The organism is Blautia caccae, assembly GCF_040095955.1.
In the GTDB taxonomy this organism is placed as follows: Bacteria; Bacillota; Clostridia; order Lachnospirales; family Lachnospiraceae; genus Blautia; species Blautia celeris.
In genome coordinates this window covers 339,417-355,557 of the sequence record NZ_JBBMFP010000003.1, presented here as the reverse complement: position 1 = coordinate 355,557, position 16,141 = coordinate 339,417, and the positions used below count along the sequence as shown (strand labels likewise).

Here is a 16,141-nt window from a genome sequence, read left to right as displayed (position 1 = left end):
GTTTTGATCGCATCCTCCGGTTCAAACTTATATTCAGCGATCGTTTTGGGGAATCTATCCCTCGTAAAGACTGATATATAAGTATCCTGATCCGGCAGTATCCGTGCCTGATAGACCATTTCATCATCCATGTACTGCTCTATATCCCAGTACCCATTATTTGCCGTTAATATCTCTTCCGGTTTAAAACCATATATCTTTGACAAGACACTTTTTTTGTCTTTTTCCATCGGTACGCTCCTCATAAATATTTGATAAACTGACGATAATCCTTGACCAAACGCCTGCCATCATTTAAAATGATGTTGTCTGTGCATGGGCCTGGCAGTGTTTATCTGTCGGGTTCATTTTATTTCTGCCTTTTCCGCTTCGATATACTGCATGAGCTGTTCCTGATCCTCTTTCTTCTCCTGCAGGAGCTCCTGATTGACCCTAAGTACCTCGTCCCAACTCTCCGGCTCCACTCCGCCCCATTTGCATTCTTCACAGTAATGCTCATAGGCTTTTTTCAGGCTGTCCGGTTCTTCCGTGAGCTGTTCTATGTCGTGGTCATAGTTATAAACGTAGTATCTCCACGGCATCAGGAAATCTGTGGTGATACAGTAAGCTCTGTCATACCAGGTATTGGCAAACTGCGATTCATCGCTGCCGTTTCTCTGCCAGCCAGTCAGATCTGCGACAAATGACTGGATCAGCTCTTTTGCATTATGTAAGCCGGCACGTAATGCCATCAGTGTAAGATTGCTGTACTGTTTATCTGTCAATTCAAGAAGCATATCTTTTCTAACACTCTTTGTAGCTAAATCCTGAATCATTTCATTAGCCTTTTGTTTCATGTTTTACTCCTTTTCTGCTCCTTGCTTTAGGAAACCCTCTCAGCAGGTTCATTTACATGTTTTCCAGCCTGTTCCTGCTTTGTCAAAATACCATTTCGATACGCCTTACAAATGACATTGTACACAGGATGATATTTGGGAATCACAACGCCTTCGATACTATCTCTTACAGTGCCATCACTCATTACATGGGTAATTTTTGGTTTAATAGTCTTTTTTTCTGATTTAAGATTCTTTTTATTCACAAAATCGCCTCCTGACTGTAAATATCATGTCTATTTACTATGTGATACACTAGCCTGCTTTATCTCTCGTTTCTGGCGTCAATACAACAGAATCCATAGTTTTAAGAATGCCAAACATCATTCCGTATACCTGATTTTGACTTTCCTTATCCAAATATGGAGCCATGATTCTGATGTTTTCTAGCGTGTCATTTGTAAGTTTGATTTCCGGCTTCTGTAACCTCATATTGTCACCTCCCATGTTTTCTTTGTCTCTATTATAGTTGGCTTTTAAAACATTGTCAAGAACTTTTTGTTGACTTTGAAAACACTTTCTTATATAATGCATTGTAGAGGAGGTGAAGAATAATTATGGAAATTGGCGATAGATTAAATTATTTAAGAGAGAATCATTTAAAAATAAGCCAAGAGGAATTCGGTAAAAAGATTGGTGTAAGCAGATTTTCTATATCAAATTATGAATCTGGTAAAAGAAAACTTACAGAGCGTGTCATTACTGATATTTGTAGAGAATTTGATGTAAATGAAATTTGGCTCAGAACCGGAGAAGGTGGCGACGAGAACATTTTTAATAAGCTAAATGATGAGGACAGATTCTCAATCAACCTCGGCAAACTCAGTATAACCGAAAATGAATTTGCTAAAAGTATGTTAAACGCAATCGCAGAATCTTCCCCAGAAAAATTGAAATGTATTGAAGAATTTATGAAAAACTGTCTGGGCATAAAATAACTGGGGCCAGCCTAGTGGCTAGCCCCAGTTATTATTATGATTATCAAATAAATTCTCCTTAATGTCTTTTCTTCATCCACCTGATTTATCATTTCTTTTATAAGTTTTTTAGTCTCTTTTTTTTCCATATGTATGCCCCCTTGATACAAGCTACATTTTTAACTGCTTTCGATGAATCGGTTAAATTTACATTCAACAGGTACAGAACTGTTGTTCTACTTAATAGTATACTACAAATATATTACGCATTCAGGAACATATGTTCTATTTAAGAATTTTGTAATGTCCGTAACATGTTTCAAATTTCTTGTTAATATCTGACACTTATAAAGTTTATTGGTTTTATTCTCCTTTTGCATCTGATTATATTGAGAATTTTGTTACATAGTACTATACTAAAAATAACATTGTGTCTATGCAAGATTATACATCCAAAAATAAGTAGGTATGAATACGTTAAAATAAAAATTGATAAAGACAAAAATACTCACACGAAAAGGAATCTATTTATGAATCAAAAGAAAACAGTACCTATATCTGCTAAATTATTGGAATCCGCTGCAGATATATATATCCGTGTTTCCACCACTGAACAAGCACAGGAGGGTTATTCTGTTGAAGAACAGGAAAGAAGGCTCCAGCAATATTGTAAAGCTATGGATATTAAAATCCATCAAATCTATGTTGACGCTGCATATTCCGGTTCTTCATTAGAGCGCCCCGGAATACAAGAAGTTATCAGGGATGTTCGTGCTCATAAAGTCAAAAAAGTCATAGTCTGGAAGCTGGATCGGCTCTCTAGATCACAAAAAGATACGCTTATAATGCTAGAAGATGTCTTCCTGGAAAATAATTGTGATTTCGTATCAATGTTGGAATCCTTTGACACATCCACCCCATTCGGACGAGCAATAGTTGGAATATTGGCCGCTTTCGCACAGTTAGAACGAGAAAACATTAAAGAGCGTACAAGCATGGGAAGGATTGCCCGAATCGCCAAAGGACATTACTCTGCTTCTCACCCTCCACTGGGTTACCATTTCATTCCTGGTAGTAATGATCTGGCAATCGAAGAATATGAATCAAATATTGTTCAAGAGATTTATACAAGATTTCTTTCTGGCGAAAGTTTAAATGGAATTGCAGAAAGCATGAAAAATAAATATGGGGAAAATCTCCGGACCTGGAATAATACTTTTATCCGTCGCATTCTTGTAAACCCTGTTTATATGGGTAAAGTACGACAGAACGACAAATTATATGATGGAATCCATGAACCCATAATATCAGAAACTGAATATTACATGGTTGCTGCTCTCCTTGAACATAATAGACAGATAAATAAACAGAGCCGCAGATCTGAAAGCCTGTTGACTGGACTCCTATATTGTGGTGACTGTGGCGCTAGAATGCAGCCCCGCAGGGTTGCCTCAGGATATAAATTGCATAGATATATCTGTTACTCTGTCAGTAGAACAAACAAAGCTATGATTCGTTCTAATAATTGTACCAATCGCTTACACCCTTTTACTTTGGAACAGTTAGATAATATGATTATTGAGGAAGTTCTGAGACTTGCTGTTGATAAAGAATATCTTCAATCTATACTTGAAAAAGATACTGCTCCAAAGGTGGATGAAACCGAACTGTTTCGTGAACGTCTGGTAGAGGTAAAAAAACAAATGGATAAACTCCTAAATTTATATCAAATTGGAGCCGTCGATATCTCTGATATTGCAGATCGGTTAGAATCATTAAAAGAAGAAAAGGAAGCCCTGCAGCATAATATAGATCGCAGTGCAGCTGAAACACCTTTACCTATCGAAAAAATCCAATCATATGTCCAACTATTTAAAGAAGCATTGGAATCCGGTGATAATGATACCGCAAGACAGATAATCAGGATGTTAATTGATAAAATTGTAGTCTTGAATGAAGACATTGAAATACACTGGAGTTTTTAGAGATTATGTCAGTGGAGAGCAGAAGGCCCTCCACTGATACAAGATTTGATAGTGTAGTTATTGGACGCGAATCGAAACTTAATTTGGAAGCTCTAAAAGGCAGACAGTTTCAACATGTGTCGTTACTACTATCGGAACACATTTTATCAACCTCGTTGCTATCATGTGAACACAATTCTTCAGTTCTATGTCGTCCTCTTGCATTTTTTCTTTGTGGTTTAAATTTAGCACCATCCACGTTATTCTTCAAGCCCGTTTTATAAACAAATGTCAATTGTGCAGGGTCAACATTTCCATTTTCATCAAGTCCACCTACAATTACTTTTTCAACAATGCTTTCAAACACATAGCGGTCGAATTTATCAAGAACTTCATTCTGTTCCAAAGTTTTCTTAAACTCTTTCAGACGTTTTTTTATGTCTTTTTCATTATCAGAAGTTTCTTGTAATTTTTTTCTTTCTTCAACAAGCTGTTCTTGTTTGCTTACTAAATCAGCATATTTACTTTCGTAGGTTTCCTTATCAATAATTTCTTCCAGACGCATATCCACAAGTTTACTTTTTTTCTTCTCTAATGCGCCTATCTCTTTTTCTGCTTTTGCAAGTTGTTTTGACACCACACTACTACTAAGCGTATCGTCCATTCTCTGCAAAAATTCTTCCAGAACATCTTTATTATCATCACACAATAAACGATAACTTTCTACAAACGCTTCTTCAATAGCTGTTTCTGGAATGCCTTTGCTATGCTTACAGAATTTTTTTCCTTTCTTCGTAGCCGTTACGCATTGCCATATAACCTTGCTGTACTGTGAACTGCTGTGCCAATTACGCCTTGTTAAAGTGCCACCGCAGAAACCACATTCCAGCATACAACTGAAAGCATATTTCCTACTATATTTTTCTCTCTTTGTGCTACCCTCTCCAATCTTTCCTCTATTAACATTTCTTCTGGCAAGAATTTCTTGTGCTTTTTCAAAAACTTCTTCGCTAATAATCGGTTCGTGATGATTACGAATATAAAATTTATCTTCCTCTCCGAAATTCTCCAATCTTCGCTTTGAAATCGGGTCTACTGTAAAGGTTTTTCCTAGCAATAAATCGCCTTTATATTTCTCGTTCTTGATAATACCAATGACTGTTGATTGTACCCATGTAGAACTTCCGTACTTTGTTTTATATCCCAAATTTTCAAGCTCATGTGCAATAACAGAACCGCCAGCACCCTCAATATACCGATTAAAAATATAACGTACAATTTCTGCTTCTTCTTCATTCACGGTAATTGTTTTCGTGTCTTTGTGATAATCATATCCAAGACAACCTTGAAAACCAACCAGCTCTCCCCGTTTCATTTTCATTTTTAAACCTTTTTTTACATTAGCAGATATATTTTCAACTTCCTGCTGTGCCACAGAACTAAGTACAACTAAAAGCAATTCCCCATCCATAGTTAAAGTGTTGATTTTCTCATCTTCAAAATATACTGCTATATTGCGTTCCTTTAACATACGAACATACTTTAAAGTATCTAGCGTATTTCTGGCAAATCTGGAAATAGACTTTGTAATAACCATATCAATTTCCCCATTCATACAATCATTTATCATACGCTGGAAATCTTCTCTTTTTGCCACTTGTGTACCTGTGATTGCTTCATCAGCATATATGTCCGCAAGTACCCATTCTTTATTCTTCTTAATCATATCTGTATAATAGGCTACCTGCGACTTATAACTGTTTAGCTGGTCTGCACTATCTGTACTAACCCTGCAATATGCACCAACACGCATAAGTTCAATCGTTTTTCCCCTTGTACGAGTTTGTAAATCATTTCTTGCTTTGATTACTTCTACTTCTTTCACAGAACCACTCCTTTTATATTTGCATTTTGTATTCCTTTTGTAGTGTTATTATACAATATTCAAATATACAATTCAAGCGGTTATATCTGAAACAATATTATAATCTTGCATAAGTTTTGATTTTACTAAAGCATATTCTTTTTCAGAAATCATTTTACGGGCAAGAAGTTGGTTCAACATGGCAATCTGCATACTATATCGTATTAGTTTTTTCTCCATATAAATTCCCCCTTGCTTGTAATTTCCAAGCAGACAGACGGCTTTGGAAAGCTCCGTTAGTATCTCAACTATTCCCATTCTTGTGGGCAGAACCGCACCTTGCGGACGTATCATTATTCTGTGAGCATAGGTCATGGCAAAACGACTTTTCCAACAGTCGCTCTCGGATCACTGTGTGGGTCGCTCGCTTTCTTTTGGAAAGGTCATGGCGTACAGTTCCCGTGGCTCGCTATCTCACAAACGTGTCTGTCTGCTTTATTCAGTTTTCAAAGAGCTGTGTCGAAAACATATTGCTTTCATTCTTTAAGCAGTAGCAGAGCAGGAAAGAGGGGGAATTGGACAAATCATGCTCTGCTGGCAACTGCTGATTATTCCTCTATCTCAAATTCACAAATCATCTTCAATAGAGCTTCTCTGATACGTCCTTTTAATTCCATATCTACGACAACACAGACATTTCCGTATTCATCATAGAACGGACGTAAACAACATTTTGATATGTACGGTTCATAGAACTGCAATAGCTTCTCAATAGAATTTATATTGCCGTCCACAGCCGACGAAATAAGATAAAATGACGGGTGTGTTTTATTCATTTTTCGTGTTCTCCTTTAACTTTTTTCCGATTTTATCAAGTGAACTTTTCCTAATACGAAATGATGTTGAACGGTCAATTTTCATCTTGTCACCGATTTCTGCATCGCTCATGCCAAGAAAGAAATACATCAATACAATGTTTCTGTCTTTTTCTGAAAGAACTTTGAGAGCGTCCGCTAATTCATCATCAAGTACACGGATTTCAATACCACATACATCAAAAACTATGTAGTCGCTTTCATACTCGTCCCAGACAGCCAGCTTTTCAACAACGATTTCTGGAAGTTCACAGAATGAGATTTCCTTATTCCTGCGTCGCCTTAATTCCTTTCGGTAGTTTCGTACAATGTTCTTGACTACACGTTTTAGCTTGCAGTCGAATTGACATTGTACTGTCTTTTGGAAGTCCGACGGTTTCATAACCACACCCCCTTTCCGTTATGACGTGAAAAGTGTTTATCCCTCTTTCCGCACCATATCTGTACGGCAAGGTGTGATTTGTTGCAGGATTTTAGAAAAAAGTTAAAAATATTTTCAGCAATAAAAAAACCCGCACAAAACATAGTGTTTGTGCGAGCTAAAGCTCTGGCATATTCAGTTGTAATTGTACGTATTGTACTGCTAAATTGACCTTGATATTTTTGTAAATTTCTTAAAATATTCCATAATGCAAGCCCCCTCAAAGCAATGCGTTAAATATCTAAAATCTTGGTTTTCTCTAATTATACGGGACACTTGTTGCAACAATAATATTGTTGGTATTCAAAAGTAGGTGTGATATATTTTCATTAGGAAATTATACCTTTTAGGGCATAACAAATATCAATAATTCTCAATACATCTTGAAATGGGTTATTCTTAGAATTTATATCTATCATAAGCCACTTTTGTCCATTCCCCTCTCTAGTATTGTGATAAATTCTCTGCTTTTTTTCCATTGACATTGGATAATTCATTTTCAGCATTTCCTGTTTCCACAGGAATCACCCATATTTCCATATAACTAATATCTGCACTTCCTTTGTAATATTTTTCTGCCATGAACGGCTTTGTAATCAATTTATGATTTGGAAGCCATGTTTCAAACAGATACTTATTTGCTTGATTTAAAGCAGTGGTAACAAGTTCTTCAAAAGATTCTGCCTCAATTCTGCATACAACATACTCACCTGCTGGTAATGTGTGTTGTACCATATTTTTAGGACATACATCTATTGATGAAGCCATACCTCCTACAAAGTAAAGGAACGTTCCTTTATCTGGACTTGCTGAATGAGATACACCAAGCTCAATATCATTGTTAAAAATGGCACTTTCGGTTTGCAGTTTCTTTGCATGAAATTCACGCCATAGCTGACCTGGAACATCAATTCCCGTACTTTCTCCAACAGGAATTTGTTCAGTAACATTTACTGTTTTTTCAAAACCAAAATACATTTCCCTTGTTCTTAATGTTTTCCTTTGAATCTCCAAAACAATATTCCCTACAATCAATGGAACATTTTCATCAATCATGATATAACGTGAAGCAAGTTCTGGCTTGTCAAATGTATTTAACATAGGAACATTCTTTCTGTATTCATCTGGAGTTATATGGTAAACTTCTTTAAATGCTCTTGTGAAATTAGCATGGTCTGAAAATCCATATTTTAAAGCTATGTCTAATATTCTTTCCTCCGAATTATTCAATTCTGCTATTACCATTGCTAAACGACGAAGTTTGATATATTCTTGAACTGATCTCTTAACTAATCTTTTAAACAAACGTTGGTAATAAAATGTAGAAAGACAGGCAATTTCCGCCAGTTTCTCTGTTTCGATTTTCTCACTTAAATGTTGTTCAATATAGTTTAATGACATTTCAATATTTTCATATGCGTACATATCAGTACCTCCTTGTATAATTTATAATCAAAGTATACATGAAATTTTTTTGTATAGCTTGTCGCACAATGCCATTATCTTATAAGAAATCAAAAGATATAAAAAAACAATTTTGTCTATATGGTAACTTTTATTTCTTTGGTACTTTTTAATGAGCCATATCTAATAAATTCATCACATATCTTTTAATGTTTTTCGTATCATAGACCATTGGAACTGTATTGTTCATTGCTTCGTCAATCGTCGCTTCAATATCAGCTCGTACATCAGCATACGATAAACCGCCAGCTTTTGCACCAGCTTTCAATGCTTTTTAATATCTCGTTTTTTAAGTCCTATCATTAGAACCAACTCCCTAAAATAAGTTAATCTTCTTTTTCAAAAATTAAATCTATCTTTCGCATACAGCCTTTTGCGTCAATTTCTGTGGGTACAAATCCTGCGTAGTGATACCCCGTTTTTGCGTAACTGTCAATAATTTCTTTGTGTTTATCAGTACAAAGGAATACAACTCCTTTCGCATTATAGTTAATTTCTACATACTCATATTTTTTCATTCTTCAAAACTCCTTTCAAATACAAATTTATCTTTGGATTTATTGACTTTTACAAACTGGAATTTATATTTCATACAGACTTAATCAAATGGTGTTCAAAAAAAGTTTCAAAAGTATTTGTAGCACCACCATGTTCCACGATTTTTCCATCTATAATTTTATCAATATCTACTCCTGTGATTTCCAAAACCTTATTTGTAGGTGTTATTCCGAAAAAATCTCCAACATGAGTCCCTTTCATAATAAATTCTGAAATAACATAATCATCTGCTTCGTATTGACGAATAATTTTCATAGTGTAGTCGGGATATGTTTTTTTGACAGCCTCAAGGTGTTGCCTCATTCCATCTATGCCGATAAACATCTCGTTTTCGCCAACCTTTTACACGCAATCCTTTGAAATATATTGTGGAAGCTCATTAAGCAAGTTTTCTGAAACAACCACCTCATAAAAGTATTTTATAATCTCTTTATTGTTCATGGTACACCTCCAAAATAAATTTCGATTTTCTTAATTCTATAAACTAGAATTTATAGAAACACTACTTTATCAACCTGCCTTGGTTTGTTTATAAAGTAACCCACCTTTGGCAAGTAATAGCAAAAATGCAACTACTATTGCATATGGTTCTCTCACCATCGCCAAAAACAAAACAGCAAAAACACTGAATCCAACGGACAATGAATTAACTACCCTTTTGCCCTTTTCTAATTTGAAATAGACCATTAGTATTTTTACAATTCCAACGATTGTTAAGCCGATAAACAATGCCCAATAGATTGTAATAATCAAAACATCATTATCTACATAATCAAAGAGATTTACTGCATAGATATATCCATTGACCGGTTTTGGATACAGCGGTAGAAAAATAAGCATCAAAGAAAATAAGTCAACAAACCCCAATAATAAGTCGCATATAGTATTGAGATTGGATCTATTTTCTTTTTCTGCAATTGTAATCAACTGTTCTCCTGATAACAGATCATCAATAGACACTGCAAAATATCTTGATATTTCTTTCAATGAATCTATGCTTGGATATCCTCTTCTTGATTCCCATTTTGAAATAGCAGTTCTGGAAACAAACAATGCCTCTGCCAGTTCTTCTTGTGTCAATCCCCGGCTCTTTCTTAATTCCTGAAGTTTTTCATGGAATTCCAAAACCTGCACCTCCCTTGCTTATTCTATTGATTCTTTGTCGATAGCATAACTACTGCTTTATAAATAGTAAACAATCCCATACTTAAAATTACTCCACCTACAATATCCGTGAACCAGTGTACTCCTGAAATCAATCTTCCGATAACCATAAATACTGAAAAAGCAATTACTGTAATCGTAATAATTCGTTTAGTTGTAACACAGGTCAGTCTACGCTGAATCTGTTCGATTAAAGTAGGCATCACACACAATATCAATAAAGTAGTAGAAGATGGATAAGAAGCCTCCATCACTCCTTCAATTAAGATTGGTCTGTAATTAATTGGGATAATTTCAAAAATTGAATATGCCAGTATCACGATACCATAATATACACCCAAAATGATGATATCTGAATCCACCTTAAAAAGACTTCTTCTCTTAATTAACTGAACCAGTCCAATTCCTGCAAAAATCAGACATACAACAATTGGTACAAGCCCCATCCAGTCGGTAATCGTATAAAGCGTCATATGAACACCTGTCAAACGATGAAACCAGCAGTTGAATGTTGCAAATCCAATATTGGTTCCATTCTGCCCAAGAGGCTGCACATCAACAATCTGAATCAAAGCTGTCCATATTACAAATGTTGCAAGGAGTATCACTCCAAATAATAAATTCTTTTTTCCGTTCTTTTTCATTATTCTACGTCCTTTCAAAAGTTAATCTGTCTTTTCGACAATTTAACGTTATCAAAAAACGTAAAATAACAACAGAATCTCTCTGTCACATGTATGATACGATTCGTATCATTCCTTCAAATACTTGTTTTCCTGATTCATCAGACCTACAATTTCTAATTTATCAATTTCGTATCTTCTTGTATTCTTCTATTTTCAAATCATTACCCTCAAAGATAAAATTATTGATGTCAATCGGTAAACATATTAGAACGCAAATTATAGTGTCTGGTTCTAAAGAATTTATTTTTTTTGTAGAATTATAGCAATAAAATTCAGATAATCTCCACCGCCAGCTTCTATTGCTTTACGGTCATTTATTGCATATTCATTATTTTGCTTTATCCAATCCGACCAAACTTCCGAATTACTTTCCATTTCATATATTGAAATTAAATCTGCCTTCTTACAATGACTAATTATGTTAGACCAATATGTTATATCATGTATATAATCAAGTTCTTCTGGTGTCCATGATAACAATAACTCTTCTGGAAGGTTGTCATGGCAATCTTTCTTCATGCCAGGAACTGTGATATAAACAAACCCACCTTTCTTAACAAATGGAAGCAATTTTTCATCTAAATATATAGGGTCACGTCCAAAATAATTATATGAATCTGTACTTACTACAGCATCAAAAAACTCTTTCTCAAATTTAAGTTCATTGGCATCAGCTTTTACAGATTTAATTTGTGCAGAAGATAATCCCATTTTTTTGAAAAATTCTTCATTTTCTTTTGGCTCACTCCATAAGTCAACTGCAAAAACAACAAATCCATATTCTTTTGCAAGAAATACAGAAGTTAAACCTTGTCCACTTCCAAGGTCACAGACATAGCTGCCAGACGGGATTTTATGATTTTGTAATAGTTCCTCTTGTAATTTTATAGGATTCGGTCCCATAATTTTTGTCTGTAAGTCGGGTGTAAAATATTTTTTACTGCGAATATATTCCATTTTCTCATCTCCATTATTGTAATATTTTAATAGTTAATATTTGTGACTTATAACAATATTCATTTTGAGTTTCTCTGCTGAAATTAAAAAGTTATGTTTGCATTCAGGACAGAATAAAGGATTATTTTACTTTTTCATTTGTAATATATTTCTTGACAAATTGATTAACATGTGTGGTTAATTGAGATTTTAAATCCCAACAATTTTCAACTGCGTCTGCTACACTTATCAATAGAAATAATGGCGCATAATATTCAATAGCAAGCTGTTTTGTATCACACTCTTGAAGAACACCTTTTTTAATCATTTCATTAAATATATCTTCTATATAACTGATAGGACCATTTACAAGACATTTTTGATAAAGCATATTCATTTTTAAATTTCTATATTGCTCTAGTATTAACATTTTGCGAAAATTAGACGCAAATTCATCAGTCACCCAAAAATCGTATTGTGCAAAAGTAAATGTTGTTAGACTTTCAATAGTTGTATTTCTGTATGCATTAGGGGTTACCACTATTGTGCTTTCTGGTACTTGATATTCCTTAGCTCGCTTATTATCAATTTGATACATACGTTCTACGATACAGTCAAAAATATCTTGCTTATTTTTATAATGTTTATATAATGCTCCTTTTGTCATTCCCAAGGCTTCCGCAATCATACTAACAGAAACAGCCTCATAACCATTCACTGCAAATAAGTGTAGTGCAATTTTTAATATATTTTCTTTTGTGTCAGACATTTACAACCTCCTTCTTTAGTAAACGAACGTTTACTTCTGTAAACCATTATAGTAAACGCTCGTTTACTTGTCAAGTAGTATAAAATGTAGTGTGCCTTTGGTTCATAGGTTGATCTCTCGATCGCTGGTGCTTTATGCCTTGCACCATATTTCCTACATACATTTCTCTATGCAAAATACTGTTTATTGGAAAGAATTGTACTCAAAGCTTTCCATAACGTTAGCCCCCTTAAAGCACTTTCTAGTATCTAAAAACATCATTCTACAACATAACAGATTTCAATAAACCTTAATACATCTTGTCGTCCTCGCTATCTTTTGGACTATTGTTAGAATTTCTCCTTTGGTTATACTTCTTCATAATTACAATTTTAAGTAAGCCAACGACAATCAAAACCACAACAATGATAATCCACCAGTATTGTTCCATAACCTATTTCCCCCTTTCCCTTTCAATAGTCTTAAATCATCTTCCCTGTCCTATGCAGAATAGAGAAGTTCATTCGTATTAACATGTACCATACAATGTTTACATTGTGGAAAGTTGTTTTCAATCGTTTGATGGACTCCCTCAGCAATTCTATGAGCGTCATAAAGAGCTAAATTACCATCAGCTAATATTTCAATATCTACATACATTTTCGCTCCAAACATGCGGGTTTTTAATTCATCAATACCATCAACCCCTTGCTGCTGAAGCACAACTTCCCTAATCTTTGTTTCAGTAGCATTGTCACAACTATGGTCTACCATTTTGTTAATGCTTTCTTTGAAAATGTCCAAAGCAGCTTTTAAGATACAACCGCAAATCACAACGCTTGCAATAGGGTCGAAAATAGCATAGCCTAAACGCACTCCTAAAATGCCAATTAAGGAACCAACCGACGAGAGTGCATCAGAGCGGTGATGCCATGCGTCAGCCATAAGTGCGTCAGAATTTGTATGCTTTGCAGCACTTCTTGTAAACCAGTACATCCACTCTTTTATAACAATGGATAAGACTGCCGCCGTAAGTGCGATTCCACTAGAGACAGAAAGCGTATTGTACTGTCCTGAAAAGATTTTCTTGATACCTGAATATCCTATTCCAGCACCCGTTATAGCCAATGCAACAGAGAGAATAATGGAAGCCACACATTCCATACGTTCATGCCCATAAGGATGTTCTCTATCAGGCTGTTTTTCTGATATTTTAATTCCAACCATCACAACGATTGTGCTTAATACATCAGAAGCCGAGTGTACAGCGTCCGACAGCATAGCACTTGACTTTCCTATATATCCAGCAGCAAATTTAAGTAGCGATAAACTCAGATTGATGATTAGTGTAATTTTGGAAACCTGAATAGCCTTATTCATATTTTTGTTTTGCAGAAGTCTACCTTTTTCCATAATATGCCTCCTTATCCTGCCAGCTTCCGAAACAGACGTTTTGTAAGGAAGTAGTACCAGACTAAAGCTACCACCAATCCTATGGAGAAATAAAGAACCGCTTCATTCTGCATGGCTTTCGCTACCCAAAATGATGGAAGGAAGCCAACCGCGAACTGGTAGTAACTATCAATAAAAAAGGGGGCTGGTATTCCGAGCAATGTAAGTGCAGCTAGTTTTGTAACTGCCATACCCTCTAATTTATTGCTTGATAATGTGATAATCATAAGTGAAACAATAATTGCCTGTACTGAGCCGAGAAGCGCCAAACATATTGTCATTCCAATGGACAACTTTTCTAATGAAAAAAGTAACAGTACAATAAAAGCGATGACCGCCGAAATAATTGAGGGTACTCCCAACCTTGTAAAGAGATACCCCGACTTACCAAGAGGGGTAATCGAAAAGTACCGTGACACTTTATCGTCGATTTCCTCTAATGTAATCATTGCAAATGCAAAGCAGAGCAATACAGGAGCCATGATAGAAAGTAATAAATCAAAGATCGGATAGTATGCTTGCAAAGAAAAATCTGTTATTCTTTCAAGAAAGGGAATACCGAATTTAATCAAAGCTCCCATGACAAAAGGCGTAAAACAAGCTGCAAACATCATAGGGTCGCTCTTAATTTGCTTAAATACCTGTATGGTACTGGATAATATCCTTTTCATAGCTTTACACCTCCCAAACTTCTCCACATATGCTTAACTGTATGTCGCGCAACTATGTAGAGGATAATCAACGTAGCAATTACAAGTACCATATCAAACGATAGTAAAATGCTTTTTCCAGTTATGAGGTTCATGCAAGCTGTGAACGGAAAAAAGCGGAATATATCTGGTAACTTTACAAACAGACCAACGATAGGTGGAACAAAGCAAACAATTTCTATCGACATAATCACAATGAGAAATTGGTTCAAGTTTGAAATTTTTGTAGCCGCAATAATGCCAAGCATAGTAAAGATTGCTGATGTCAAAGCTGTACCAACTGCGATACTAAGTAACTGATTGCTACCGGAAACGAATCCTAATATCATTGCAATTACCGTAGATATGGCAATTAACGCAACTGTTTTTGAAAGTATGTACTCCGATACTTTTACAGGCGATACTACCATAGCATTTAACACCTTTTGACTTTTTTCCAAGAGGACAATCGCTCCCATAAAAAACAATCCCATTGCTGCTGGGTCAGAGTATATCATGATAGAAGCAATATCCGTTTTCCAATGTCCCGTCAAAGCGGCAATCCCACACACATATAAAACTGTTAATATAAAGTAGATAAAATAGAAACCATATTTCCATTGGAAATGTATATCACCACAAATTAAACGTCCCAATCTCATTGAAGTGTCCTCCCTGTAATATCAACAAAAATATCATTTAATGTAGGCTCACTACTATGAATAGAAAGCAAACGGTTTTCGGAAATTAAACTTTTTAACAACTTATCTTCTGTGGTTCTATCAAGCAGACATTCTCCGGTTTTCTCGCCTTTATCATAGTAGGTATAGTGTATTTTGGCAGCTCCCCTTGACATAATCAAATTATGCGGGCTATCCAATGCACTGACTTTTCCGGCAACAATAAAGGCTACTTGGTCACATAGCTCTGTTGCGTCAAACATATTGTGAGTAGTAATGATAATCGTTTTTCCGCGTTTCTTTTCCGCAAGAATAATATCTTTCATTAAACGATTATTTGTAGGGTCAAGACCGCTTGTAGGTTCATCAAGGAATAATATATCAGGGTCATGGACTAACGCTTTAATGAAATTCAAGCGAGAACGCATACCTTTGGAAAAGTCAGCAACTTTTTTGTCCCCATCATTTTCTAAGCCTACCATATGCAATAATTCATCAATAGACCGAGGTTGCTTGTCATATAGAGAAGCAAAATAGGCGAGATTTTGTCGTGCTGTGAATTTCTCGTAGCAGGTTGAAAATTCAAAGTCTACTCCAATATTTTCATAAAACCGATTTGTATGCTCCCTTATTTCTGTACCTGCAACTTTTACGCTGCCTTTATAACTTGTATTAAGCCCAGTTAAAATTTTTTGAATAGTTGATTTCCCAGCACCAGAGGGTCCTAAAAAACCGAAAATTTCTCCTCTCCCAACATGGAAACTTACATTCTCAACAAACGGTTTGTCAGTATAGCTAAAATACAGTTTTTTTACATCAATCATTATTCTTTCCTCCTTTAACTTTAT

General features: G+C 35.3%; 20 protein-coding genes and 3 pseudogenes. 2 read left to right on the top strand and 21 right to left on the bottom strand.

What is annotated here, in order from left to right; translation table 11 throughout:
- From WMO65_RS05145 to WMO65_RS05130, 4 genes are all read right to left on the bottom strand, one after another.
- Positions 1 to 230: hypothetical protein (locus WMO65_RS05145; RefSeq protein WP_349063777.1), on the bottom strand; the 230-nt coding region annotated here is incomplete at its 3' end.
- A 114-nt stretch (positions 231 to 344) separates the two neighbouring features.
- Positions 345 to 836, bottom strand: coding sequence for a hypothetical protein (locus tag WMO65_RS05140; protein WP_118594180.1), 492 nt, complete (start codon positions 834 to 836; stop codon positions 345 to 347).
- 26 nt (positions 837 to 862) lie between these two features.
- On the bottom strand, positions 863 to 1,081 hold the full coding sequence (locus tag WMO65_RS05135; RefSeq protein ID WP_118594179.1) for a BOW99_gp33 family protein: 219 nt from the start codon (positions 1,079 to 1,081) through the stop codon (positions 863 to 865).
- Between the two features lie 49 nt (positions 1,082 to 1,130).
- Positions 1,131 to 1,307 carry a hypothetical protein gene (locus WMO65_RS05130; protein ID WP_187370586.1) on the bottom strand — a complete coding sequence of 59 codons (177 nt, stop codon included), beginning with the start codon at positions 1,305 to 1,307 and terminating at the stop codon, positions 1,131 to 1,133.
- 125 nt (positions 1,308 to 1,432) lie between these two features.
- On the opposite strand from WMO65_RS05130, the gene WMO65_RS05125 reads away from it, so the two are divergent.
- On the top strand, positions 1,433 to 1,813 hold the full coding sequence (locus WMO65_RS05125) for a helix-turn-helix domain-containing protein (protein WP_118594178.1): 381 nt from the start codon (positions 1,433 to 1,435) through the stop codon (positions 1,811 to 1,813).
- Positions 1,814 to 2,322: 509 nt separating this feature from the next.
- Positions 2,323 to 3,777, top strand: coding sequence for a recombinase family protein (locus tag WMO65_RS05120; RefSeq protein WP_118594177.1), 1,455 nt, complete (start codon positions 2,323 to 2,325; stop codon positions 3,775 to 3,777).
- Between the two features lie 109 nt (positions 3,778 to 3,886).
- Here the strand turns inward: WMO65_RS05120 and WMO65_RS05115 are convergent, their stop codons facing one another.
- The 17 genes and pseudogenes from WMO65_RS05115 to WMO65_RS05045 all read right to left on the bottom strand — a co-directional run bounded on the left by WMO65_RS05115 (position 3,887) and on the right by WMO65_RS05045 (position 16,117).
- Positions 3,887 to 5,641 (bottom strand): recombinase family protein, encoded by a 1,755-nt coding sequence (locus tag WMO65_RS05115; RefSeq protein WP_148392567.1) that lies wholly within the window; start codon positions 5,639 to 5,641, stop codon positions 3,887 to 3,889.
- A gap of 72 nt (positions 5,642 to 5,713) precedes the next feature.
- Complete coding sequence (locus WMO65_RS05110; protein ID WP_044822819.1) at positions 5,714 to 5,860, bottom strand: SHOCT domain-containing protein; 147 nt, start codon at positions 5,858 to 5,860, stop codon at positions 5,714 to 5,716.
- 368 nt (positions 5,861 to 6,228) lie between these two features.
- A complete protein-coding gene (locus tag WMO65_RS05105) occupies positions 6,229 to 6,456 on the bottom strand; it encodes a helix-turn-helix domain-containing protein (protein ID WP_044822746.1) in 228 nt (75 codons plus the stop codon).
- The gene (locus tag WMO65_RS05100) at positions 6,449 to 6,877 is read right to left on the bottom strand and encodes an RNA polymerase sigma factor (RefSeq protein ID WP_044822747.1); all 429 of its coding nucleotides are present in this window, start codon (positions 6,875 to 6,877) and stop codon (positions 6,449 to 6,451) included. The genes WMO65_RS05105 and WMO65_RS05100 overlap by 8 nt, the downstream gene beginning before the upstream one ends.
- 483 nt (positions 6,878 to 7,360) lie before the next feature.
- Positions 7,361 to 8,341 (bottom strand): AraC family transcriptional regulator, encoded by a 981-nt coding sequence (locus WMO65_RS05095; protein ID WP_044822748.1) that lies wholly within the window; start codon positions 8,339 to 8,341, stop codon positions 7,361 to 7,363.
- A gap of 148 nt (positions 8,342 to 8,489) precedes the next feature.
- A pseudogene (locus tag WMO65_RS26640) lies at positions 8,490 to 8,683 on the bottom strand (hypothetical protein).
- 23 nt (positions 8,684 to 8,706) lie between these two features.
- Positions 8,707 to 8,898, bottom strand: a complete 192-nt coding sequence (locus tag WMO65_RS05090; RefSeq protein ID WP_003434344.1) for a DUF4177 domain-containing protein — start codon at positions 8,896 to 8,898, stop codon at positions 8,707 to 8,709.
- A 70-nt stretch (positions 8,899 to 8,968) separates the two neighbouring features.
- A pseudogene (locus WMO65_RS05085) lies at positions 8,969 to 9,379 on the bottom strand (ester cyclase).
- 69 nt (positions 9,380 to 9,448) lie between these two features.
- A complete protein-coding gene (locus WMO65_RS05080; protein ID WP_044822749.1) occupies positions 9,449 to 10,063 on the bottom strand; it encodes a helix-turn-helix domain-containing protein in 615 nt (204 codons plus the stop codon).
- A gap of 23 nt (positions 10,064 to 10,086) precedes the next feature.
- Complete coding sequence (locus WMO65_RS05075) at positions 10,087 to 10,746, bottom strand: phosphatase PAP2 family protein (protein WP_044822750.1); 660 nt, start codon at positions 10,744 to 10,746, stop codon at positions 10,087 to 10,089.
- 282 nt (positions 10,747 to 11,028) lie between these two features.
- Entirely contained in the window at positions 11,029 to 11,745 is a 717-nt protein-coding gene (locus tag WMO65_RS05070) for an SAM-dependent methyltransferase (protein WP_044822751.1), read from the bottom strand.
- A 33-nt stretch (positions 11,746 to 11,778) separates the two neighbouring features.
- Positions 11,779 to 11,838: pseudogene (locus tag WMO65_RS26520) on the bottom strand (hypothetical protein); the annotation flags it as partial.
- 28 nt (positions 11,839 to 11,866) lie between these two features.
- Positions 11,867 to 12,493 (bottom strand): TetR/AcrR family transcriptional regulator, encoded by a 627-nt coding sequence (locus WMO65_RS05065; protein ID WP_044822752.1) that lies wholly within the window; start codon positions 12,491 to 12,493, stop codon positions 11,867 to 11,869.
- A gap of 480 nt (positions 12,494 to 12,973) precedes the next feature.
- A complete protein-coding gene (locus WMO65_RS05060; protein ID WP_044822753.1) occupies positions 12,974 to 13,885 on the bottom strand; it encodes a cation diffusion facilitator family transporter in 912 nt (303 codons plus the stop codon).
- An 11-nt stretch (positions 13,886 to 13,896) separates the two neighbouring features.
- Positions 13,897 to 14,595, bottom strand: coding sequence for an Rv2686c family ABC transporter permease subunit (locus WMO65_RS05055; protein ID WP_047632414.1), 699 nt, complete (start codon positions 14,593 to 14,595; stop codon positions 13,897 to 13,899).
- Positions 14,592 to 15,275 carry an ABC transporter permease gene (locus WMO65_RS05050; protein WP_044822757.1) on the bottom strand — a complete coding sequence of 228 codons (684 nt, stop codon included), beginning with the start codon at positions 15,273 to 15,275 and terminating at the stop codon, positions 14,592 to 14,594. Before WMO65_RS05050 ends, WMO65_RS05055 begins: the two co-directional genes overlap by 4 nt.
- Entirely contained in the window at positions 15,272 to 16,117 is an 846-nt protein-coding gene (locus WMO65_RS05045; protein ID WP_021408153.1) for an ABC transporter ATP-binding protein, read from the bottom strand. Before WMO65_RS05045 ends, WMO65_RS05050 begins: the two co-directional genes overlap by 4 nt.
- Positions 16,118 to 16,141 lie beyond the last annotated feature (24 nt).

Excerpts from the sequence above, each read along its gene's own strand:
- WMO65_RS05100 (WP_044822747.1), bottom strand. The coding sequence starts at position 6,877 with ATGAAACCGTCGGACTTCCAAAAGACAGTACAATGTCAATTCGACTGC.
- WMO65_RS05140 (WP_118594180.1), bottom strand. The coding sequence starts at position 836 with ATGAAACAAAAGGCTAATGAAATGATTCAGGATTTAGCTACAAAGAGT.
- WMO65_RS05060 (WP_044822753.1), bottom strand. The coding sequence starts at position 13,885 with ATGGAAAAAGGTAGACTTCTGCAAAACAAAAATATGAATAAGGCTATT.
- WMO65_RS05130 (WP_187370586.1), bottom strand. The coding sequence starts at position 1,307 with ATGAGGTTACAGAAGCCGGAAATCAAACTTACAAATGACACGCTAGAA.
- WMO65_RS05125 (WP_118594178.1), top strand. The coding sequence starts at position 1,433 with ATGGAAATTGGCGATAGATTAAATTATTTAAGAGAGAATCATTTAAAA.
- WMO65_RS05065 (WP_044822752.1), bottom strand. The coding sequence starts at position 12,493 with ATGTCTGACACAAAAGAAAATATATTAAAAATTGCACTACACTTATTT.
- WMO65_RS05120 (WP_118594177.1), top strand. The coding sequence starts at position 2,323 with ATGAATCAAAAGAAAACAGTACCTATATCTGCTAAATTATTGGAATCC.
- WMO65_RS05090 (WP_003434344.1), bottom strand. The coding sequence starts at position 8,898 with ATGAAAAAATATGAGTATGTAGAAATTAACTATAATGCGAAAGGAGTT.
- WMO65_RS05055 (WP_047632414.1), bottom strand. The coding sequence starts at position 14,595 with ATGAAAAGGATATTATCCAGTACCATACAGGTATTTAAGCAAATTAAG.
- WMO65_RS05110 (WP_044822819.1), bottom strand. The coding sequence starts at position 5,860 with ATGGAGAAAAAACTAATACGATATAGTATGCAGATTGCCATGTTGAAC.
- WMO65_RS05070 (WP_044822751.1), bottom strand. The coding sequence starts at position 11,745 with ATGGAATATATTCGCAGTAAAAAATATTTTACACCCGACTTACAGACA.
- WMO65_RS05095 (WP_044822748.1), bottom strand. The coding sequence starts at position 8,341 with ATGTACGCATATGAAAATATTGAAATGTCATTAAACTATATTGAACAA.
- WMO65_RS05050 (WP_044822757.1), bottom strand. The coding sequence starts at position 15,275 with ATGAGATTGGGACGTTTAATTTGTGGTGATATACATTTCCAATGGAAA.
- WMO65_RS05105 (WP_044822746.1), bottom strand. The coding sequence starts at position 6,456 with ATGAATAAAACACACCCGTCATTTTATCTTATTTCGTCGGCTGTGGAC.
- WMO65_RS05045 (WP_021408153.1), bottom strand. The coding sequence starts at position 16,117 with ATGATTGATGTAAAAAAACTGTATTTTAGCTATACTGACAAACCGTTT.
- WMO65_RS05075 (WP_044822750.1), bottom strand. The coding sequence starts at position 10,746 with ATGAAAAAGAACGGAAAAAAGAATTTATTATTTGGAGTGATACTCCTT.